We start from the raw sequence: 21,447 nt of genomic DNA on the forward strand, positions 1-21,447 counted from the left end.
GCGTCAGTCCCCTAAGATCCGGGCGTCGAGCGCCCATCGCCGCGCTCCCCGGCCGGCCGCGCCGGCAATAGCGCGAAGTGGGCTTGACGACTTGACCCAGCGTCTCAGGGACCTGACTTCGGGTCCCAAAACCCGACGCAGTTGCACTTTCGCAACGGTCGAAAAGGAGACGAGGTCGGATCCTCTACGATCAGCGGAGACTTTCAGCGGCCCCCGGCAAGCAGACGCTCGTAGAGCTGCCGCATGGACACCGTCCAGTCGGCAAGACGGTGGTCACGCTTCAGGAAGGAGCAGTCGAAATGCTGGCCGGCGAGCGCTCTGAGGTCCCGCGGCGAAACGCCGTAACACGCCTTGAAGGCACGGGAAAAATGCGCCGCGCTGGCAAAGCCAACGGAATGGCAGACGTCGTCGATCCGGACGGCGCGGGCCGAAGCATCGGCGATCAGGTCGAAGGCGCGGGAGAGGCGGCGCGACTGGACGAGGGACGCGATGCCGTCGTCGACCTCCGCGAGCCGGTAGAGGCTCGCCCGGGACAACCCGCAGGCGGAGGCGATGGCGGCCGGCGACAGTTCCGGATCGGCAAGCCGCTCGTCGATGAACTGGACGATCTTCTGCCTGAGGCTGGCGGCGAGCGCCGCCCGCGCCCGCGCGTCTCCTTCGCGGCCGGCCGAAGCGTTCATCAATGTCAGCAGCGCTTCCACGCCGGCGCCCATCTCGGCGCTCGTCAGCCGGGACGCGTTGTCGGCGAGGAACGTCAGATGGCTGCGCACCAGCGGCGTCATCACCGACTCGTGCCCGAGGCGGCGGCCGTGGAAGAGCCCGCTTTGGGCTCTGGCGCAGACCTCGCGCGGGATGACGAGCGTCACGTTGGAAAAGTCGCTGGCGGCGGTCTCGAAAGGGCGGCCGAGATCGAGCACGCTGATTTCGCCGGCCGCGATGCCGATCGCCTCGCCGGCGCAGTCGCCGACATAGCCGCCCGTCTCGTAGAGCTGGACGACGATGTGATCCCATTCGGGCGCCGCGTATTTCGGAACCTCGCGGCGAAAGTGCTGGGCGGTCGCGGCGGTGCGGGACAGAAGCACCGTTCCGGCATGCAGGATGTCGGCACCCCCGGAAAAATTCGCGACGTCTCCGCCGATGGGTTTGACGTCGAACAGCGGGCGCACGAGCGTGCGCCACATCTCGAACTTGTCCTCCCCCCGAAGTGCCTGCATGCTGAGCGACGCGCTGACGGGAGACGGCGGCAATCCGCGCCCCGGTGCCTCTCCATTCATCGATGAAATCGCCGACCTCCCCGCGAACTGCCTCGACATCGACCCGCCGCCGGCCAATCGCTCGTCGTTACAAGCATTTAGACGAAAGCAATCGCAGTTAACAACGGTTTGACGAGACTTGCCAACCACGCCTAAGAGGCTCGTCCCCCGGCTTTTCGCCGCAGGCGGGCGCACGGGCTTCCCCAGTCGGCAGCTTTGCGCAAGTCTCGCCCTTGCAATGCAGCGAAACGGTGCCATTGCGGCAGCATCGGTACTGGACAAGCGCCGAGGTTCCCGCATAGAACCGCTCCAATCATCGCGGCGGGGGGCGTGGTTGCTCGTGTTCTGGCCATCTGCATGTCGCGGCGATGCCGAATTCGTCAGTCGGCTGGCCGGTCCGGCCTGTCCGTTGTCCAGGGAGTTGCAGCGACCGTGAGCGTCCACGACACCGCCGAACCGAATCGCCGGGATTTCCTCTACATCGCCACGGGAGCCGTCGGTGCCGTCGGTGCCCTCGCCGCGGTCTGGCCGTTCATCGATCAGATGAACCCGGACGCCGCGACGCTGGCGCTGGCCGAGATCGACGTCGACGTCAGCCAGGTGGCCGAAGGCCAGTCGATCACCGCGAAGTGGCGCGGCAAGCCGATCTTCATCCGCCACCGCACGGCCAAGGAAGTCGAGGAAGCGAAGGCGGTCGACCTCGGCGACCTCAAGGATCCGGTCGCCCGCAACGCCAACCTTCCGGCCGATGCCCCGGCGACCGACACCAACCGCGCCACCGGCGGCGGCGCACAGCCCGCGGGAGGCGAAGGCGCGGGCGCCGGCGAAGGGATGTCCCAGAGCCGCGAACAGTGGCTCGTGATGGTCGGCGTCTGCACCCATCTCGGCTGCATCCCGCTCGGCCAGTCCGGCCCCTATGACGGCTGGTTCTGCCCGTGCCACGGCTCGGCCTATGACACCGCCGGGCGCATCCGGCAGGGGCCCGCACCGGAGAACATGGCGATCCCGCCTTACGCGTTCACCACCGACACCAATATCCGAATCGGCTGACCGGGGGGCAGCAATACCGATGAGTGGTCATTCTTCCTACGTCCCCTCCAAGGGGTTGATGCAGTGGCTGGACGCCCGGCTGCCGCTTCCTCGGCTGGTCTACGATTCCTTCGTCGCCTATCCGGTGCCGCGCAATCTGAACTACGCCTACACGTTCGGCGGCATCCTGGCGCTGTTCCTCGGCGTGCAGATCCTGACCGGCGTCGTGCTCGCCATGCACTATGCGGCGAACTCGGCCATCGCCTTCGATTCGGTCGAGAAGATCATGCGCGACGTCAACTGGGGTTGGCTGCTCCGCTACATGCACGCCAACGGCGCGTCGTTCTTCTTCATCGCCGTCTACGTCCACATCTTCCGCGGTCTCTATTACGGCTCCTACAAGGCGCCCCGCGAGATCCTGTGGATCCTCGGCGTGATCATCTTCCTTCTGATGATGGCGACGGCCTTCATGGGCTACGTGCTGCCCTGGGGGCAGATGTCCTTCTGGGGCGCGACGGTCATCACCGGCTTCTTCACCGCCTTCCCGCTCGTCGGCGATCCGATCCAGCAGCTCCTGCTCGGCGGCTTCGCGGTCGACAATGCGACGCTCAACCGCTTCTTCTCGCTGCACTATCTGCTGCCGTTCATGATCGCCGGCGTCGTCATCCTGCACGTCTGGGCGCTGCATGTGACGGGCCAGACGAACCCGACCGGCGTCGAGGTCAAGTCGTCGAAGGACACCGTGCCGTTCTCGCCGCATGCGACGGTGAAGGACGGCTTCGCCATGGTCGTGTTCCTGGTGTTCTTCGCCTACATGGTCTTCTACATGCCGAACTATCTCGGCCATGCGGACAACTACGTCGAAGCGAACCCCTTGAAGACGCCGTCGCACATCGTGCCGGAGTGGTACTTCCTGCCGTTCTACGCGATGCTGCGGGCGATCACCTTCAACATCGGGCCGATCGATTCCAAGCTCGGCGGCGTCCTCGTGATGTTCGGCTCGATCATCGTGCTGTTCTTCCTGCCCTGGCTCGACACGTCGCGCATCCGCTCGACGGCGTTCCGCCCCCTTTACAGGATCTTCTTCTGGATCCTGGTGGCGGACAGCATCTTTCTCGGATGGCTCGGATCACAGCCGGCCGAGGGCATCTATCCGACCTTGGCGCTGATCGGCACGATCTACTATTTCGGCCACTTCCTGATCATTCTGCCGGTGCTCGGGCTCGTCGAGACGCCGCGGCGGCTGCCGGGGTCGATCACCGAGGCGGTGCTGGCCAGGAATGCCGGGGGCGGGACGCCCGCGCACGCCGCGGCGGCACCGGAAACCAAAGGCTGACGGACGAGTGGGGGAACGACCGATGAAGAAACTCCTGCCAGCCCTGCTGGCTGCCGGGCTCGCTTTCGCTCCGCTGAGCTTCGCACGGGCTCAAGACGGCCAGGAACCGGCGCAGAACGCCGCCTCCTCCGAAGAGGCGGCCGCCGGACAGGACGCCGGCGCCGAGGCGGCCGAAGAGGGCCATGCCGAGACGCCGCATTATCCGCTGAAGCATCCGGAGCAGTTGTCCTGGTCCTTCGCCGGCCCGTTCGGACATTGGGACGTCGGCCAGCTGCAGCGCGGCCTGAAGGTCTACAAGGAAGTCTGCTCGGCCTGCCACGGCATGCGTCTCGTCGCCTTCCGCAATCTCGATGATCTCGGCTATTCCGAAGAGCAGGTGAAGGCGTTCGCCGCCGAATACACGGTCCAGGACGGCCCGAACGGCGACGGCGAAATGTTCGATCGGCCGGGCATTCCGTCCGACTATTTCCCGTCTCCCTTCCCGAACCCCGAGGCCGCGGCCGCCGCCAACAACGGCGCGGCGCCGCCGGACTTCTCGCTCCTCGCCAAGGCCCGGGCGGTGACGCGGGGCTTCCCGACCTTCCTCTTCGACCTCGGCACCCAGTATCAGGAAGCCGGACCGGACTACATCCATGCGCTTCTGACCGGCTATGGTCAGGAGCCGCCGGCAGCGGTCGAGCCGCTGATCCAGCCGGGCACCTACTACAACCCGTATTTCATCTCGGGTCCGGCGCTGGCCATGCCGCCGCCGATCGCCGACGATCAGGTGGAATATCCGGACGGCTCGCCGCAGACGGTCGACCAGTATTCGCGAGACGTCGCGGCGTTCATGATGTGGGCCGCCGAGCCGCACCTCGCCGAACGCAAGGCGACCGGCTTCGTGGCGATGATCTTCCTCGTCGTCTTCGCCGGGCTGCTGTTCGTCGTGAAGCGCCGGGTCTGGGCGGGCACGCCGCACTGAGCCGCGACGCGGATCTCGAAATTTTAGACGTTGAAAAGGGGCCGCCGAGGCCCCTTTTTCGTTGGCCGGCATGGCCCGTCCCCGGCTGCCTGGGGCGACCGTTGGAGTTGAACCCGCCGCTCGCGGGAACGGGTTGCATTCGCCGGGCCGAGAGCCGAAAAGCCTCTCGAGGTTTGAGAGCGGATCTGCCGCCACCGACTGCCAGAGGAGTATTCGATGTATATCGCGATGAACCGCTTCAAGGTCCTGCCCGGCGCCGAGGCGGAATTCGAGTCGATGTGGCTGAACCGCGATTCGAAGCTCAAGGAGGTTCCGGGCTTCGTCGAGTTCCACATGCTGAAGGGGCCGGAAGGCGAGGGGCACCGGCTCTATTCCTCGCACACGATCTGGGAGAGCGAGGAGGCCTTCGTCGCCTGGACGCGCTCGGAGGCTTTCCGCGCCGCACACGGCAGCGCCGGCGGCACGCGTCCGCTCTACGACGGCCACCCCAATTTCGAGGGTTTCGAGGTCATCCAGACGATCGCCGGCGACGCTTGAGCCGAGAGCGAGGTTGAGTTTCATGGTGCAGACGCCGATCGACTTCGCCGCCGCGATCAGGACGATTCCGGACTATCCCAAGCCCGGCATCATGTTTCGCGACATCACCACGCTGCTGGCGAGCCCGGAGGTCTTCCGGGCTGCGGTCGATACCCTCGTCGCGCCCTACAAGGACGAGGGGGTGGCGCTGGTGGCGGGGATCGAGGCGCGGGGGTTCATCCTCGGCGGCGCCCTGTCGCACCAGCTCGCCGCCGGCTTCGTGCCGATCCGCAAGAAGGGCAAGCTGCCGCACGAGACGATCCGCGTCGCCTACAGCCTCGAATACGGCGTCGACGAGATGGAGATGCATCGCGATGCCGTGGCGCCGGGTACGCGGGTCCTGTTGACGGACGATCTGATCGCGACGGGCGGAACGGCGGAAGGCGCCGTCAAGCTGCTGCGTGAACTCGGCGCCGAGATCGTCGGTGCCTGCTTCGTCATCGATCTGCCGGAACTCGGCGGCCGCAAGCGGCTCGAAGACCTCGGCGTCTCGGTCAAGACCCTCGTCGCCTTCGAGGGGCATTGATCGCCTTCGAAGCGGCCCTGCCTTCGCGCCGGCAGCCGTCAGGCGGGGCTGTTCGATCCGTCTCGCTTGGCGATCGCGTCCAGAACCCGCGCGGCACCGTCGTCGATCGCCCGATGGATGGCGATGCTTGCTTCCAGCGGTTGTCTTGACCTCAGGGCGTTCAACAAATCGTCGTAATTCCTGTGTTCGATCGGCGGTGGGCGTTCGCCCACGAAGAGATAGTTGAAACCAGGGCCCGCCATCAGCCAGAGCATCTCGATCAAGCCGAGCAGGGTCGGCATGTTCGCGGCCCGATAGAGCACGAAGCGAAATTCCTTGTTGAGCCGAAGCGCAAGATGGGAATCATCCGCCGACCTCGCGGCCAGATACTGCTCGAGCAGGGTCGTCATCAGCTCGATATCGTCCGCGGCGATCCGCTCGGCGGCCTTCGACGCGGCGAGGCCTTCCACCGATTTGCGAACCTCGGCGATCTCCGAATATTGCTCTCCGGTCAGTCGCGGGACGCGGAACGATTGGGACGGCTCGGCGGTGAGAACGCCGGATGCGGCGAAGCGGACGAGCGCCTCGCGCACCGGCGTGATGCTCGTGCCCAGGCTCTCGGCGAGTTCACGGGTCACGAGCCGCGCACCGGGCTGCAGCCGGCCTTCGATCAGGGCCTGGCGAAGGGCTTCTTCGACATGGGTGACGAGGCTCTTGCGTGGCGCCACGGTGATCGGCCCCAACGCGCCTGCTGCTTCCTTCTTCAACCGTTCCGCCTCGTTTCTCGCAATCCCGTCAGGCGACGCAATGCCTGTCCGGTAAGACATTCCATGTGATCTTGCCCTTCCTGTCGGTCACGCTGTAGCGTCCGTTGCCCGCGCCACTTGGAGATGCGTTCGTCATGAAACACGTCAGAGCCCTTTTACTGGCAGCCGCAGGGTTGTTGATCCCGGTCTCGCTCGCCACGGCCCAGGAGAGCGAGATCACCATCGGGCGGTCGGTTTCGACCACGGCAATGGATCCCGGCTTCCTGCGCGAGGCGGCGACGATCGTCGACAACGTCTTCGACACCCTCGTGATGCGCGACGAGAACATGCAACTTGTGTCAGGACTCGCTGAGTCGTGGAAGCCGATCGACGACACCACTTGGGAGTTCAAGCTCAAAAAAGGCGTGAAATTTCATAATGGAGAGGATTTCGATGCCGAGGCGGTGAAGTTCACCATCGATCGTATCATCGATCCGGCCGCGAATTCGCCGACGCTGTCCTACATCCGTACGGTGTCCGGCGTCGAGGTGGTGGACCCCGAGACGGTCCGCATCACCACCGACGGGCCGGATCCGCTCCTGCCGACGCGGATGAGCCGCTACCCCACCTATATCGTGCCGCCGGATTACGTGAAGTCGGTCGGCAACGACGAGTTCGCCCGCAAGCCGGTCGGAACGGGGCCTTACGAGTTCGTCGAGTTCATCCCCGATCAGCACGTGATCCTGAAGGCCAATCCGGACTATTGGCGCGGCGCGCCTTCGATCGGCAAGGTGACCTTCCGGGCCATTCCCGACGGCACCGCCCGGGTCACGGCGCTCCTGACCGGCGAGGCCGATTTCATCGAAAGCGTTCCGGTCGATCTCGCCCCGATGGTCGAACAGAGCCCCGACGCCGACCTCGTGCTGGTCAAGAACGGCGGCCTGACGGTCTATCTCGGTCTCGTCATGAAGGAGGCGCCGCTCGACGATCTGAAGGTGCGCCAGGCCCTCGACGCGGCCATCGACCGAAAGGGCATCGTCGACAACATCCTGCGCGGCATGGCGACGCCGAAGGGCACGCAGGTGGGGCCGGCCGATTTCGGTTATCTCGAGATCCCGCCGACGCCCTACGATCCCGCCAAGGCAAAGAAACTTCTGGCGGAAGCGGGCTACCCGGACGGCTTTTCCATCAAGATGGAATCGACGCACCGCTACATGAAGGATTCGGAGGTCGCGCAGGCCATCGCCCAGCAGTTCGGCGACATCGGGATCCAGGTGGACCAGGAGGTGCTCGACTGGTCGGTCTACACGCAGGAAGTGCCCCGTCCCGGCCCGATCTACATGCTCGGCTGGGGATCGACCCAGACCCTCGACGCCGACGCCGCGGTCTATGCCATCATGCGCAGCGGCGAGCCCTATTCGACCGTCGACGTTCCCGAACTCGACGCGCTGCTCGACGAAAGCCGGAAGATCGTCGACCCCGCGGCACGGGAAAAGGTCCTTCAGGAGATCCAGAAGGTCGCCGCCGAAAAGGTGCCGCTGCTGACGCTCTATCAGGAGGATGCGCTCTACGGCAAAGCCAGGGACGTCGTCTTCGCCGGACGGCCCGACGCCCGCATCCCGGTCTACGACATCAGGCTGACCCGATAGGCGATGACGCGGCTCCGGAGCGTTCGCCGCAACGCCGACGCGATCCTCGCCCTGACGCTTCTGGCGGCCGTCGCGGCGATGTGCGTCATCGTCCCGCTGCTCTGGCCGCTCGATCCGACCCGCGGCGTCCTTTCCGCGACGTTCCGGCCGCCGATGTCGGTGGTGGACGGCCAGTTGCATCCGCTCGGCACGGACCAGCTCGGGCGCGACCTTCTCGCCCGGCTCGGCCTCGGAACGGCGATCTCGCTCGGCATCGTCCTTCTCGCCGCCGTCATCTCGGTCGTCACCGGCACGCTTCTCGGCATGGTGGCGGGCTATTTCGGCGGCTTCGTCGACGTTCTCGTCATGCGCGCCGTCGACGTGCAACTGGCGATCCCTTTCATCCTGCTGATTCTGCTCGTCGTCGCCGTGGTCGGCCCGTCGATCGGCAATCTCGTCCTCGTGCTCGGCGTGACCGGCTGGGCGGTCTTCGCCCGTGTCGCGCGGGCCAGGACGCTCGAGCTGCGCGAGCTCGAATATGTCGAGGCCTGTCGCGCCATCGGCGTCTCGGACGCCGCGATCCTCGCCCGCCACGTCCTGCCCAACATCCTCGGCCCGCAGACCGTGCTCCTGACGCTCGACCTGCCGCGGCTGATCATCCTCGAAGCCTCGGTGGGATTTCTCGGCCTCGGCGTCCAGCCGCCGACGCCGACGCTCGGCAATCTCATCGGCGAGGGGCGATCCTTCATCCTCCTGGCGAACTGGCTGGTGCTCTATCCGGGCCTTGCGATCGGCGCGCTCGTGGTCGGCTGCAACCTTCTCGGCGACTTTCTGGTCCGCCAGGCCGACCGCAGGGCAGCGTAGGTTCCTTGAAAGCTCTGTCCTTCATCGCCGGCCGCGCGCTGCAGGGGCTGATCGTCATGATCGGGGTCTCGCTGATCGTCTTCTTCGCGCTGTTCCTGACGGGCGACCCGGCGGCGGTGATGATGCCGCCGGAGGCGAGCCGTGCCGAGATCGAGGCATTCCGCCACGCCATGGGCTACGACGATCCGATCCTCGTCCAGTATCTGCGTTTCGCCGGCGGGGTTCTTTCCGGCGACTTCGGCCGGTCGCTGCGCTTCCAGCGGCCGGCGGTCGACCTCCTGTTCGAGCGGTTGCCGGCGACGGCGCTCCTCGCGATCACCGCGCTGCTCTGGAGTTCCCTGCTCGGCTTCGTCCTCGGCACCGTCGCCGCGGTCCGGCAGAACGGCGCCGTCGACTTCGTCATCCGCGTGATCTCGCTGCTCGGTCAGGCGATCCCGGTGTTCTGGCTGGCGCTGCTTCTCATCATCGTGTTTTCGTTGAACCTGCGCTGGCTGCCGAGCGGCGGCATCGGCACGGCGCAGCAGCTGATCCTGCCCTCGCTCGCTCTCGGCGCCTATTATTTCAGTGCGATCACCCGGCTCGTCCGGGCGAGCCTCATCGAGGTGCTGGGCGAGAACTACATCCGCACGGCGAGAGCCAAGGGCATTTCCAACTTTCGGATCGTCGTCCACCATGCGCTCCGCAATGCGCTGATCCCGGTCCTGACCGTCCAGGGCATGTATTTCGCCTCGCTGCTCGGCGGTGCGCTGATCACCGAGATCATCTTCGCCTGGCCCGGGATCGGTCGGCTGGCGGTGGACTCGATCCAGACGAAGGATTTTCCGGTGGTGCAGGCAGTCGTCCTCTTCGCGGCCTTCACCTTCGTCGTGACGAACTTCCTCGTCGACGTCGCCTATGTCTTCCTCAATCCGAGGATCCGTCTTTGAAGCCCGTCTCGCACGCCATGGCCGAGCGGGTGCTGACGGATCGCGCCCTGGAACTGACCCGGGCGTGGTGCGCCATCCCCTCGGTCAGCGGGAATCCGGCCGGGCTGAAGCGGCACGCCGACGCCCTGACGGACTGGCTCTGCACGGACCTCGGCGCCGAGATCGTCTCGGCCGCATCGCGCGGCGGCCGGCCGCCGCTGATCCATGCGCGGCTCGACGCCGGCGCGGCGAACACCGTGATCCTCTACAACATGTACGACGTGATGCCGGCCGACGCCGCGGCCTGGCAGGTCCCACCCTTCGAAGGCGGCATCGTCGATCTCGACGGCATCGGGCCGAGCTTCGTCGCGCGGGGTGCGGAGAACAACAAGGGGCCGCTCGCCGGCATGCTGGCGGTGATCAAGGATCTCGCCGACCGGGGCGTTCTGCCGGTCAATGTCGAGATCCTGCTCGAAGGCGAGGAGGAGAGCGGCAGCGGGGCGCTGCGCGGCTATCTGGGCGATCCCGATTGCCCCGTCCGGCCGGCGCTCGGCGGGCTGTTTCCCTCCTTCTGCGAATATGGCGGCGGGCCGCCGCGGCTTTATCTCGGCTTTTCCGGGATCGCCAAGGGCCGAATCCGCGTCGAGGGCGGAGACTGGGGCGGGCCGTCGGCGCCGATCCATTCGAGCAACGCCCCGTGGATCGCCAATCCGGCGAGCCGTCTCGTCGAAGCGCTGGCGCTGTTCGGGGAGCCGCCGACCGGTCGGCTCGGGGCCGTCGAACTGGACGACGAAGCGAGGGCGCTCGTCGCCGAACTCGCCACGACCTTCGACCCCGAGGCCGAGCTGCGGTTCCGCAAGACGACACGCTATGCCCAGGGCGGCGATGCCGAGGCGCTGCTGGCTCACGTGCTGACCACGGCGTCGGCGACCATCTCCTCCCTCGCCACCGACCCGGCCGCCGGCGATGCGGTGATCCCGCGATCCGCCGAAGCGGGCTTCGACCTGCGCTGCCCGCCGGGGCTCGATCCCGCGACGTTTCTGGAGGCGTACCGCGCCAGACTGGCCGAAGCCCGGCTCGACGGCGTCGTCCTCGCCGTCGCCGACGTCTATCCGGGCCATCGCTTCGCCCCCCATTCGGCCGGTGTCGCGGCGCTGATCGAGGCCTATGCGCAGACTGCCGCGGCGCCGCAGATCTGGCCCTGGGCGATCGGCGCCGCGCCGGCCCATGCCTTCGCGCCGCATGCCGGCTCGTTCCTGATCGGCGGGGCAGGGCGGGGCGGCAACGCCCATGGCGTCGACGAATTCCTCACCCTCGAGGGCTATCCCCGCTTCCTGAAATCCGTCGAACTCTGGCTCTGCGCCATGGGCCGGGCGGAAGGCGGGGCCGGATGATCGCGATCCGCTATCTGTCCCGCGCCGACGTGATCGCCGCCGGCGGTGCGGATTTTCGCCTGGCGGTCGAGGACGTGCGGGCGGCGACGCGGTTGTTGCGGGCGGGCGAAGCGTCGATGGTCGCCGAAAGCGTCCTCCCCGTCAGCTGCGACGCCCGCGAAAACGCCTACGGCCTGCCGGCCTCGCTCGGCGGCGCCATCGATGCCGCCGGGCTCAAATGGGCGATGCACCGGGCAGCACCCCTCGGCGACCGGCCGAGCATCACCAGCGCCACCTTCGTCAACCGGCTGAGCGACGGCCGGCCGCTCGGCCTCGTCGAGAGCGCGCTGCTGACGCGCATGCGCACGGCCGCCGTCACGGCGGTCGCCATGGAGATGCTGCCGAAAGGATCGATCCGATCCGTCGCGGTGCTCGGAGCCGGAGCGCAGGCGCGGGCGCATGTGGAGATGGTCCGGGCGCTGTTTCCGGAGGTCGCGGAAATCCGCCTTTGGAACCGCACGGCCGGGCGGCGCGACGCACTGCTTGCCGAGGTCTTCGAAGGCGAAGACCCGGCGCTCCGTCCCGCCGAGACGATCCGGGCGGCGGTGGAGCCGGCCGACGTCGTCCTCTGCTGCACGACGTCGCCCGAACCGCTCCTCGGGCCGGACGTCGTCCGCGCCGGCCGGCTGGTCGTCCAGATCGGCTATCACGAGGTGTTCTTCGACGCGATCGATGCCTTCGACCACGTCGTCGTCGACCTTTGGGGCGACTTCGCCGATCGGAGCGCCAAGAGCCTTTTCAAGATGTACAGGGCCGGTCGGTTCGAGCCCGGCCGGGTCGCCGCCGACCTCGCCGCCGTCGTCGTCGACGGCTGGCGTCCTCCAGCCGGGGCGTCGGTCTACGGGTCGAGCTTCGGGCTCAACCTGTTCGACATCGCACTCGCTGCCCGCGTGCTGCGGCGCGCAGAGGCGGAGGGGATCGGCGCCCTCCTGCCGTTCGTCTGATCCCGGCCGGAGCGGAAAGATGAGCGAACCGATCATCCGCGTCGAGAACCTCGAGGTGTCGTTCTTCGGGCAGGGCACCTCGCAAAGGGTCGTCCACGGCGTGTCCTTCGACATCGCGCCGCGCGAGACCCTGGCGCTGGTCGGCGAATCCGGTTCGGGCAAGAGCGTCACGGCACTGGCGATGATGCGGCTTCTGCCGCGGGAGACCGCGCGCATCACCGGCCGCGTCTCTCTCGCCGGCCGCGATCTCCTGGCGATGTCGGAGGCGGCAATGCGGGGGGTGCGCGGCAACGAGATCGCGATGATCTTCCAGGAGCCGATGTCCAGCCTCAACCCGGCGCTGACCGTCGGCGACCAGATTTCCGAAGTGCTCGTCCAGCATCGGGCGATGTCGTTCCGCGAGGCGAGGGCCGAGACCCTGCGACTGCTCGACAAGGCGCGAATCGCGGCGGCGGCGCGGCGTTTCCGTGAATATCCCCATCAGCTTTCGGGCGGCATGCGCCAGCGCGTGATGATCGCCATCGCGCTCGCCTGCCGGCCGAAGCTCCTGATCGCCGACGAGCCGACGACGGCGCTCGACGTGACCATCCAGGCGCAGATCCTCGCTTTGATCGAGGCGCTGCGCGAAGAGGAGGATCTCGCCGTCCTGTTCATCACCCACGACATGGGCGTCGTCGCCGAGATCGCCGATCGCACGGCGGTGATGGCGAACGGCCGGGTGGTCGAGGCCGGCGAAACCGCGGCGCTGTTCCGCGCGCCGCGCGAGCCCTATACGCGAGCGCTGCTCGCAGCGGTGCCGCGGCTCGGATCGATGCGCGGCACGCGCCTGCCGGCGCGCTTTCCGCTGGTCGACCCGCGAACCGGGAAGACAGACGGCACCGGGGAGCCCGTCGCATCGCCGCCGGCGGCGGAAACGCCGCTCCTTCGGGTCCGCGATCTTTCGGCCCGATTCGACATGGCGTCCGGTTTCTTCGGCCGCGTCACCGGCCGGGTTCATGCGGCGGAAAACGTCTCCTTCGATCTCTTCGCCGGCGAAACCTTGGCGCTCGTCGGCGAATCCGGCTGCGGCAAGTCGACGACGGGCCGGGCGATCATGCGGCTGACCGAGGCGGCGTCCGGCAAGGTCGAGCTCGAAGGCCGCGACGTCCTGGCGCTGAAGCGCGCCGAACTGCGCTTCCTGCGCGAGCGGGTTCAGATGATCTTCCAGGATCCGTTCGCCAGCCTCGATCCGCGCATGCGCATCGGCGCGGCGATCGCCGAGCCGATGCTCGTCCACGGCCTCGCGAGCCGGGAGGACGCCCGGAAAAAGGTCGCGGAACTCCTGCCGCGCGTCGGACTCGATCCCGCCATGGCCGCGCGTTATCCGCACGAATTCTCCGGCGGCCAGCGCCAGCGGATCTGCATCGCCCGCGCGCTCGCCCTGGCGCCGAAGCTGATCGTCGCCGACGAGGCGGTCTCTGCCCTCGACGTCTCGATCAAGGCGCAGGTCATCAACCTGATGCTCGACCTGCAGCAGGATTTCGGCCTCGCCTTTCTGTTCATCTCCCACGACATGGCCGTGGTCGAGCGCATCGCTCACCGGGTCGCCGTCATGTATCTCGGCGAGATCGTCGAGATCGGGCCGCGCGCGGCGATCTTCGAGAACCCGCAGCATCCCTGCACCCGGCGCCTGCTCGCCGCCGTGCCGATCCCCGACCCCGCCCGAAAGGGCCTGCGCCGGGTGATCGACGAGACCGAGGTGAAGAACCCGATCCGCCCGGTCGATCATGTTCCGCCGCTGCGGCAGTGGCGAACGGTCTCGCCCGGCCATGAGGTGCAGGTGTTCGGCAAGGAATGGCACGACCGCCCCGGAGCCGCCTGAGCGACGGCCTGGCGTCCGTCTCGTGCCGATCGGGCGAAGCTCCCGGCAGGGCGGCCGTGCCGGCCACCGCCCGACGGCGTCAGAGTCAGCCCGGCGCAAACTCCAATGGTTAACCATCGTTAACCGGCTCCTTTCGCCAACAGATACCGTGGACCATGACGAAGACGCTTGCCAAGACGCTGACCGACACCCGCCCGATCCGCCTCAAGGGACGGTCTTTCCTCGCGCTGGTGCTGTCGCCCGAGTTGCCGTTCTCCAACTGGCTGGAGCGGCTCGACGATCTCGCCGCCCGTTCGACCGGCTTCTTTCTCGGCCGTCCGATCGTCCTCGACCTCGAAGGCGTCGACGTCACCCAGGCCGACCTCAAGGACCTGCTCGGCGAACTCGGCGAACGCGGCGTCCGCGTGATGGGGATCGAAGGCGTGCGAGGCTCGGTCCTTGCCCCCAACATGCCGCCGCTGATGAAGGGCGGCCGGCCGGCCGGCGACATCGAGCCCGAACCCGATCCTGCGCCGGCCCCTGCGGCAAGCCATGGCAAGGCCCCGGAGCCGGCGAAGAAGGCCGAGCCCGCCATCGAGGTCCATGCGCAGCGCGCGGCCTCCTCCATCGTGATCACCGAGCCGGTGCGCTCCGGCCAGTCGATCATCTTCCCTGAGGGCGACGTCACCATTCTCGGCTCCGTCGCCTCGGGCGCCGAAGTCGTCGCCGGCGGTTCGATCCACATCTACGGCACGCTGCGCGGCCGGGCGCTGGCGGGCTCCGTGGGCAATGCCTCCGCGCGGATCTTCTGCCGCAAGCTCGAGGCCGAGCTTCTGGCGATCGACGGGCTCTACAAGATGCCCGACGACATGGACCCCAAACATCGCGGCCAGCCCGTCGTGGTCTGGCTCGAAGGCGACACCATCAAGGCCGAAAGGCTGGCCTGAGGCCATGACGGCCGGGCAATAGCAGGAGACTGAAATGGCGAAAGTGATCGTGGTGACATCGGGCAAGGGTGGCGTCGGCAAGACGACGTCGACGGCCGCCCTCGGGGCTGCCCTCGCCCAGCGGGGCGAGAAGACCGTCGTCGTCGACTTCGACGTCGGTCTGCGCAATCTCGACCTCGTGATGGGGGCCGAGCGCCGGGTGGTCTACGATCTGATCAACGTCGTCCAGGGCGACGCCAAGCTCAGCCAGGCCCTGATCCGCGACAAGCGCCTGGAGACCCTGCATCTTCTGCCGGCGTCCCAGACCCGCGACAAGGACAACCTGACGGCTGAGGGCGTCGAGAAGGTCATCGACGAACTGCGCAAGACCTTCGACTGGATCATCTGCGATTCGCCCGCCGGCATCGAGCGCGGCGCGACGCTGGCCATGCGCCATGCCGACACCGCCGTCGTGGTGACCAATCCGGAAGTCTCCTCGGTGCGCGATTCCGACCGCATCATCGGTCTCCTCGACGCCAAGACCAAGAAGGCCGAGAACGGCGAGCGGATGGAAAAGCATCTGCTTCTCACCCGCTACGACCCGACGCGGGCCGAGCGCGGCGACATGTTGAAGGTCGACGACGTCCTGGAGATCCTGTCGATCCCGCTGCTCGGCATCATCCCCGAATCGATGGACGTCCTGCGCGCTTCCAACCTCGGCTCGCCGGTCACGCTCGCCGACGCCGCCTGCGCACCCGCGCTCGCCTATCGCGACGCCGCCCGCCGGCTCGCCGGCGAGCAGGTGCCGATGACCATCCCGGGCGAGCGCCGCGGCTTCATGAACAAGCTTTTCGGTCGGAGGGCCGCATGAGCCTCTTCAGCTTTCTGAACAGGCGGAGCTCCGCGCCGATGGCGCGCGAGCGGCTGCAGGTGCTCCTCGCCCACGAACGCGCCCAGGTCGGCCATTCCGATCTCGTCGGCCTGTTGCGCGAGGAGATCCTCGCCGTCATCGCCCGCCACGTCCAGCTCGACCAGGACAAGGTGAACGTGACGATGCAGCGGGGCGAAAACGTCTCGACCCTCGAGGTCGACATCGAGATCCCGGTGACGGCCAGCGTCCGGGCGGCCTGACGCCCCGAAGTTCCACCGGAGCGATCGGATTTCTCGGGAGCCGATCGCGCTCCGGGACATTCAAATGATGCATGGCCCATCGGCAAGTCCGAGACTTTCCGGGGCCGTGCATGGTTCTTTCGCGCGATCCGGTCCGAAAGGTCTGCAACTTTTCGGGATCGTGCATTGGTTTTGCGCACGATCTGGCCCGAAAGGTCTGCAACTTTTCGGGATCGTGCATTGGTTTTGCGCACGATCTGGTCCGAAAAGTCTGCAACTTTTCGGGATCGTGCTCTGAAGCGCCGCCTTCCGGCATGAGGCCGGGGAGCGGCAAGTCGAAAGGAGAGAATGATGAGCCGAGCACAGCTGATCACTCGACTGCAGGAACTGCAGAAGATGCCGAAGTTCGAAAAGCGCGACATCCGCTCGATCGCCGGCTTCCTGCCCAACGAGGCGCTGGAGAAGCACGTCCAGGCCTGCGAGGAAGCCGCCCAGCGCTGAGGCGCGGGGGGGATGAAAACCGCGCCCGAAAGGCCGGCGTAAGTGACTTTCGAGGCGTCCGTCACATCCCGTGGCGGGCGCCTCTTCGGCTTTTTCACCGCCGCCGCTTCGTCGGCGCGTGGAAGTCCGGCGGCTTGCCGGCGATCCAGCGCAGGAACGGCTGCAGTTCCGGGCGTTCGGCGATCGGCTCGCCGGCCGCAGCCATCCGGGCGAGTTCGTGATTGGTGAAGGTGGCGTGCAGCGTGCGGTGGCAGATCGGATGGACCGGTTCGGTCACCCGCCCGCCGCGGCTCTTGGGCAGCGGGTGGTGCCATTCGACCCGGCGCCCGAGCGGCCGCGCGCAGAGCCAGCAGGTCACCGGGTGAGGGGCGCCAGGCTGGTCGGTATGGCGGGCTCGAAAGGCCTCGCTCGCAGCTCGTCGTCTTGCCATCGTCGGCGAAGATGGGAAGGGACGAAGCCCGCGTCACCCGCGTGTCCTCGTCCCGGCCGTGGCCGAAGTCTCAGATCTTCCCGTCGAGGCCCATCTGGTAGTATTTGTGGACGATCTGGTCCTGGTTTTCGAGCAGCCAGTCGATCGACGGCTCGTTCCGCATCGCCTTGGCGATCGCCTTCTTCATCCCCTCGCGGTGGATGTCGAAGAGCACCTTGTGGTCGAGGTCCTTCACGTCGACGATCGTCGGCGCCAGCCAGACCGAGCAGATGATCCCGAGATCGTTGACCTGATCCTTCGGCAGAAGCCCCTCGCGCACCGCGTCGAGAACGCCGTTGGCGATGGCGAACTGCACCGTGCCCATCAGGATGTTGGTGTATTTCGGATCGTCCACCGTGACCTTGGAGACGCAAAGCGTCGCCGGGCGCACCATGATGTCGGTGTTGAGCAGCGCGAAGACCCGGCTGTGGCCCTTCACCTGATCGCCGGTCAGCGTCGCCAGCGCCGTACCGACCGGGCCGTCCAGCGCGCCGATGACGACCTCGGGCTCGGCCGCAGTCCCCGGAGGGCCGCCCGCGACGAGCGCCTCACCGGTGCGCATGATGATCTTTTCGCTCATGACAAATCACTCCTTGTCCCACCGCGCCCGGGGGTATCAGACCGGGACCGCGCTCTCAAACGTCGAGCGCGGCCACGCCGCCGTCAGTCTTTCAGGACGCGCTTTTCCGCCACCGTCGTATCGGCGTTCAGGCGGTAGACGATCGGCACGCCCGTCGCGATCTCCTCGCCGACGATCTCGTCCGGCGTCAACCCGTCCAGCGCCATGACGAGGGCGCGCAGCGAGTTGCCGTGGGCGGCGACGACCACGGTGCCGCCGGCCATCACCTTCGGCAGGACGTCGTGGATGAAATAGGGCCAGACCCGCGCGCCGGTGTCCTTCAGGCTCTCGCCGCCCGGAGGCGGGGTATCGTAGGAGCGGCGCCAGACGTGCACCTGCTCCTCGCCCCACTTCTCGCGGGCATCGTCCTTGTTGAGACCGGAGAGATCGCCGTAGTCGCGCTCGTTGAGGGCGACGTCGCGGGTGATGGCAAGCCCCGTCTGGCCGAGTTCTTCCAGCATCAGGTCGAGAGTGCGCTGGGCGCGGGAGAGTTCGCTGGTGAAGGCGGTGTCGAAGACGAACCCTTCGTCCTTCAGCTTGTGGCCGGCGGATTTCGCCTCCTCGACGCCCTTCTCGGTGAGGTCCGGGTCCTTCCAGCCGGTGAAGAGGTTCTTCAGGTTCCACTCGCTCTGGCCGTGGCGGACGAGGACGAGAATGCGGGACATCGCGGCTGCCTTTCGATGGAATCGTCGGATGAGTTTGTAGCGCGGGCGAACCGGAAAGTCCCGCGCCGTCAGCCGGCAAGGCCGAGAACGTCGCGCATGGAATAAAGGCCGGCGGGCTTTTCCTTCGCCCAGAGCGCCGCCTTGATCGCCCCCCTGGCGAAGATCGTCCGGTCGCCGGCCGCGTGGGAGAGTTCGATGCGCTCGCCTTCGCCGGCGAGAATCACCGAATGCTCGCCCACCACCGAGCCGCCGCGCAGCGTCGCAAAGCCGATGGTGCCTTGTTCGCGCGGCCCGGTGATGCCGTCGCGGACCCGGACCGAACGATCCGCCAGCGCGATGCCCCGGCCCGTCGCCGCCGCCTCGCCGAGGAGGAGGGCGGTGCCCGACGGCGCGTCGACCTTGTGCCTGTGGTGCATCTCCAGGACCTCGATGTCGAAGGCCTCGGGCCCGAGGGCGCGCGCCGCCTGTTCGACGAGGACGGCGAGGAGATTGACGCCGAGACTCATGTTGCCGGACTTGACGATGGTGGCGCCGGCGTCTGCCGCAGCGAGGATCGCGTCGTTCGCCTCGGCCTCGAAGCCGGTGGTGCCGATGACGTGGACGAGGCTCCTTTCGGCTGCCCGCTTCGCGATGTCGGCGGAGACCGCCGGCACGGTGAAGTCGACGATGCCGTCCGCACCGTCGAGCGCGGCGTCGACGTCGTCGGTGATCGTCACTCCGGCCTCGCCGATCCCGGCGAGCATGCCGGCATCGCTGCCGAGCGCGGGCGAGCCGCTCCGCTCCAGCGCGGCGTGCAACGCGGCACCTTCGGTCTCTGAGACGACCTTGACCAGCGTGCGGCCCATCCGGCCGGCGGCTCCCAGGACGACGAGCTTCATGAGGTGGGTTCCTTTTCAGGCGGCGAAGTCCGGCGGCCTCGATCGGACAGGGCGAGACCCAGAACCGCCGTCATCCTCGGGCTTGTCCCGAGGATCTCCTGCAATGTCGGCCACAGAATCCTTGCAGACTTGCCGATGAGCGACGCTCGGGGTTTCCGGCGGCAGTAGATCCTCGGGACAAGCCCGAGGATGACGACCTGTCGGGTTTCCGACGCTCGAATATCCGCCCTGAATACTCCATTCGCAAACGCCGTCAAAGGGGCGATCTCGCCGATACGAGCGAGATGATCGGGTCCTAGCCCCTTGCCGCGGCCAGGTCGGCCGGCCGGCGATTGCCGCCCGACTGCAGGCCGTAGAACCGCGCGTAATGGCCATCCACGCGGTCGACGAGATCGCCATGCGTGCCGCGCTCGACGATCTGGCCGCCGTCGACGACGAGAATCTGGTCGGCATTGGTGATGGTCGACAGCCGATGCGCGACGACGATGACGGTGCGGTCCTTCATCGCCGCGTCGAGGGCCGCCTGGACGAGCGTCTCCGAGCGGGTGTCGAGCGCCGAGGTCGCCTCGTCGAGGAGCAGGATCGGGGCGTTGCGCACGAGGGCCCGGGCGATCGACAGGCGCTGTCGCTGGCCGCCGGACAGCGTCATGCCGTTCTCGCCGACCGGGGTGTCGTAGCCCTGCGGCGCGGCGAGGATGAACTCCTCGGCCTGGGCCTGGCGGGCGGCGTCCTCGATCTCGGCATCGGTGGCGTCCGGCCGGCCGAGCCGGATGTTCTCGCGGATCGTCCCCTCGAAGAGATACGGCGCCTGCGGCACATAGGCGATCCTCGAGCGCAGCGAGCGCTTGGTGACGCCTCTGATGTCCTCGCCGTCGATGGTGATCGCGCCCTCCTGAACGTCGTAGAAACGCTGGAGGAGGGCGATGATGGTCGACTTGCCGCCGCCCGAGGCGCCGATCAGCGCCGTCGTCCTGCCGGCCGGCGCCACGAAGGAAAGATCGCGCAGCACGGACTCGCCGGGATAATAGCCGAAGGAGACGTTCCTGAAGACGATCTCGCCGTGTTCCGCCTCGAGTTCCCTGGCGTTAGGGGCGTCGGCCTGTCGCGGCTCCATGTCGAGAATCTCGTAGATCATCGACGCGTTGACGAGAGCGCGTTCGAGCTGCACCTGCAGCTTGGCGAGCCGCCGCGCCGGATCGTAGGCGAGGAGGAGCGCGGTGATGAAGGCGAACATCGAACCCGGCGAATAGCCGTAGACCACCGCCCGGTAGCCCGAATAGCCGATGACGCCGGCGATCGCGAGGCCGGCGAGCATCTCCGTGACCGGGCTGGTCCGCTCGGTGATGCCGGCGATCTTGTTGGAGCGCTCCTCGGCCTTCAGGATCAGGCGCTCGATGCGCTCGCGCAGCGGCACCTCCATGGTGAAGGCCTTGACCACCGTGATGCCCTGCGCCGCCTCCTGCATGGAGGCCAGCACCCGGGCGTTGATGTCGATCGCCTGCCGGGTGGCTGCCCGCAGCTTCTTGGCGAGCTTGCCGATCATCAGGACGATCGGCGGTCCGGCGAGCAGCGCGATGCCGGACAAAACCGGATCCTGGTAGATCATCACGAAGACCAGGAAGACCAGGGTGAGGGCGTCTCGGGCGAGCGAGGTGACGGTGAGGTTCAGCGTGTCGCGGATGCCGGAGACGTTCTGGTTGATCCTGGCGGCGAGATGGGCCGAGCGGTTCTCCGCGAAGAAGTCCACCGACAGCTCGGTGATGTGGGAGAACAGCCGCCGCTGATAGCGCGCGACGATGTTGTTGCCGATGCGAGCCAGAACCACCGCCTGGCCGTAATTGGCAAGGCCCCGGATGGCGAAGGTCACGAAGACGATGGCCGGCAGGCTGTAGATCGCGGCGCGGTTCTGCTGCACGAAGATCTTGTCGATCACGTCCCGCATGATCCAGGCGAGAAACGCCGTGCAGCCCGCCGCGGCGACCAGGCAGCCGATGGCGAGCGCGTATTGGCGCACGAAGAGGTGGCCGTTCTCGCGCACGATGCGCCCGATCAGTCCGAGCACGAGCCCGCGCTTTTCCGGCGCAGTGATGGAGAACGTCTTCTTTTTGGTCGCCGTCTTGGTCAATCTGTCGTCCGGTCGCCGGTGGCGGGTTCGTTGTGCCTTCGCACGCGCGATCGAAATGACGGCTTAGGCACAAGCGTGCCGGCCCCGCAATGGGCGAAGCGCGGAAATGCACCGTCGGCATCGCGAGAACACTG

General features: G+C 67.3%; 23 protein-coding genes. 16 read left to right on the forward strand and 7 right to left on the reverse strand.

Translation table 11 applies throughout. The features are described 5' to 3' along the window. Positions 1–203: 203 nt before the first annotated feature. On the reverse strand, positions 204–1,214 hold the full coding sequence (locus LZD57_RS15120; RefSeq protein WP_233720313.1) for a helix-turn-helix domain-containing protein: 1,011 nt from the start codon (positions 1,212–1,214) through the stop codon (positions 204–206). On the opposite strand from LZD57_RS15120, the gene LZD57_RS15125 reads away from it, so the two are divergent. The 6 genes from LZD57_RS15125 (at position 1,213) to LZD57_RS15150 (ending at position 5,681) form a co-directional block, all read left to right on the forward strand. Beyond that, positions 1,213–1,386 (forward strand): hypothetical protein, encoded by a 174-nt coding sequence (locus LZD57_RS15125; RefSeq protein WP_233720314.1) that lies wholly within the window; start codon positions 1,213–1,215, stop codon positions 1,384–1,386. The genes LZD57_RS15120 and LZD57_RS15125 overlap by 2 nt on opposite strands. Before the next feature lie 299 nt (positions 1,387–1,685). Continuing rightward, complete coding sequence (gene petA / locus LZD57_RS15130; protein WP_233720315.1) at positions 1,686–2,303, forward strand: ubiquinol-cytochrome c reductase iron-sulfur subunit; 618 nt, start codon at positions 1,686–1,688, stop codon at positions 2,301–2,303. 19 nt (positions 2,304–2,322) lie between these two features. Next, a complete protein-coding gene (locus LZD57_RS15135) occupies positions 2,323–3,618 on the forward strand; it encodes a cytochrome b (protein ID WP_233720316.1) in 1,296 nt (431 codons plus the stop codon). Between the two features lie 22 nt (positions 3,619–3,640). Further along, positions 3,641–4,579, forward strand: coding sequence for a cytochrome c1 (locus LZD57_RS15140; RefSeq protein WP_233720317.1), 939 nt, complete (start codon positions 3,641–3,643; stop codon positions 4,577–4,579). Positions 4,580–4,795: 216 nt separating this feature from the next. After that, positions 4,796–5,116: a heme-degrading protein HmuQ gene (gene hmuQ / locus LZD57_RS15145; RefSeq protein WP_233720318.1), complete on the forward strand. Its 321-nt coding sequence runs from the start codon at positions 4,796–4,798 to the stop codon at positions 5,114–5,116. Positions 5,117–5,138: 22 nt separating this feature from the next. After that, positions 5,139–5,681, forward strand: a complete 543-nt coding sequence (locus LZD57_RS15150; protein WP_233720319.1) for an adenine phosphoribosyltransferase — start codon at positions 5,139–5,141, stop codon at positions 5,679–5,681. 38 nt (positions 5,682–5,719) lie between these two features. Here LZD57_RS15150 and LZD57_RS15155 read toward each other — a convergent pair whose 3' ends face one another. Further along, positions 5,720–6,427, reverse strand: coding sequence for an FCD domain-containing protein (locus LZD57_RS15155; protein WP_233720320.1), 708 nt, complete (start codon positions 6,425–6,427; stop codon positions 5,720–5,722). A gap of 134 nt (positions 6,428–6,561) precedes the next feature. On the opposite strand from LZD57_RS15155, the gene LZD57_RS15160 reads away from it, so the two are divergent. The 10 genes from LZD57_RS15160 (at position 6,562) to LZD57_RS15205 (ending at position 16,557) form a co-directional block, all read left to right on the forward strand. Beyond that, positions 6,562–8,055, forward strand: coding sequence for an ABC transporter substrate-binding protein (locus LZD57_RS15160; protein WP_233720321.1), 1,494 nt, complete (start codon positions 6,562–6,564; stop codon positions 8,053–8,055). Between the two features lie 3 nt (positions 8,056–8,058). Beyond that, positions 8,059–8,898 (forward strand): ABC transporter permease, encoded by an 840-nt coding sequence (locus LZD57_RS15165; RefSeq protein WP_233720322.1) that lies wholly within the window; start codon positions 8,059–8,061, stop codon positions 8,896–8,898. Positions 8,899–8,903: 5 nt separating this feature from the next. Further along, complete coding sequence (locus LZD57_RS15170; protein ID WP_233720323.1) at positions 8,904–9,824, forward strand: ABC transporter permease; 921 nt, start codon at positions 8,904–8,906, stop codon at positions 9,822–9,824. Continuing rightward, entirely contained in the window at positions 9,821–11,197 is a 1,377-nt protein-coding gene (locus tag LZD57_RS15175) for a M20 family metallopeptidase (RefSeq protein ID WP_233720324.1), read from the forward strand. Before LZD57_RS15170 ends, LZD57_RS15175 begins: the two co-directional genes overlap by 4 nt. After that, the gene (locus LZD57_RS15180) at positions 11,194–12,180 is read left to right on the forward strand and encodes a hypothetical protein (protein ID WP_233720325.1); all 987 of its coding nucleotides are present in this window, start codon (positions 11,194–11,196) and stop codon (positions 12,178–12,180) included. The genes LZD57_RS15175 and LZD57_RS15180 overlap by 4 nt, the downstream gene beginning before the upstream one ends. A gap of 19 nt (positions 12,181–12,199) precedes the next feature. Beyond that, a complete protein-coding gene (locus tag LZD57_RS15185) occupies positions 12,200–14,041 on the forward strand; it encodes an ABC transporter ATP-binding protein (protein ID WP_233720326.1) in 1,842 nt (613 codons plus the stop codon). A gap of 155 nt (positions 14,042–14,196) precedes the next feature. Beyond that, positions 14,197–14,967 (forward strand): septum site-determining protein MinC, encoded by a 771-nt coding sequence (gene minC, locus LZD57_RS15190; RefSeq protein ID WP_233720327.1) that lies wholly within the window; start codon positions 14,197–14,199, stop codon positions 14,965–14,967. A gap of 34 nt (positions 14,968–15,001) precedes the next feature. Beyond that, positions 15,002–15,817 (forward strand): septum site-determining protein MinD, encoded by an 816-nt coding sequence (gene minD, locus LZD57_RS15195; RefSeq protein ID WP_233720328.1) that lies wholly within the window; start codon positions 15,002–15,004, stop codon positions 15,815–15,817. Next, positions 15,814–16,077: a cell division topological specificity factor MinE gene (gene minE / locus LZD57_RS15200; protein ID WP_163460530.1), complete on the forward strand. Its 264-nt coding sequence runs from the start codon at positions 15,814–15,816 to the stop codon at positions 16,075–16,077. The genes minD and minE overlap by 4 nt, the downstream gene beginning before the upstream one ends. Positions 16,078–16,407: 330 nt before the next feature. After that, positions 16,408–16,557 carry a hypothetical protein gene (locus tag LZD57_RS15205; RefSeq protein ID WP_203560823.1) on the forward strand — a complete coding sequence of 50 codons (150 nt, stop codon included), beginning with the start codon at positions 16,408–16,410 and terminating at the stop codon, positions 16,555–16,557. A 94-nt stretch (positions 16,558–16,651) separates the two neighbouring features. On the opposite strand, the gene LZD57_RS15210 is transcribed toward LZD57_RS15205, so the two are convergent. From LZD57_RS15210 to LZD57_RS15230, 5 genes are all read right to left on the reverse strand, one after another. Beyond that, the gene (locus LZD57_RS15210; protein ID WP_233720329.1) at positions 16,652–16,915 is read right to left on the reverse strand and encodes an HNH endonuclease; all 264 of its coding nucleotides are present in this window, start codon (positions 16,913–16,915) and stop codon (positions 16,652–16,654) included. 142 nt (positions 16,916–17,057) lie between these two features. Then, entirely contained in the window at positions 17,058–17,606 is a 549-nt protein-coding gene (gene fae / locus LZD57_RS15215) for a formaldehyde-activating enzyme (RefSeq protein ID WP_233720330.1), read from the reverse strand. A gap of 83 nt (positions 17,607–17,689) precedes the next feature. Then, positions 17,690–18,310: a 2,3-bisphosphoglycerate-dependent phosphoglycerate mutase gene (locus LZD57_RS15220; RefSeq protein WP_233720331.1), complete on the reverse strand. Its 621-nt coding sequence runs from the start codon at positions 18,308–18,310 to the stop codon at positions 17,690–17,692. A gap of 68 nt (positions 18,311–18,378) precedes the next feature. Next, on the reverse strand, positions 18,379–19,188 hold the full coding sequence (dapB, locus tag LZD57_RS15225; protein WP_233720332.1) for a 4-hydroxy-tetrahydrodipicolinate reductase: 810 nt from the start codon (positions 19,186–19,188) through the stop codon (positions 18,379–18,381). 295 nt (positions 19,189–19,483) lie between these two features. Further along, positions 19,484–21,277, reverse strand: coding sequence for an ABC transporter ATP-binding protein (locus tag LZD57_RS15230; protein WP_420844823.1), 1,794 nt, complete (start codon positions 21,275–21,277; stop codon positions 19,484–19,486). Positions 21,278–21,447 lie beyond the last annotated feature (170 nt).

Source organism: Jiella avicenniae, from assembly GCF_021390325.1.
In the GTDB taxonomy this organism is placed as follows: Bacteria; Pseudomonadota; Alphaproteobacteria; order Rhizobiales; family Rhizobiaceae; genus Jiella; species Jiella avicenniae.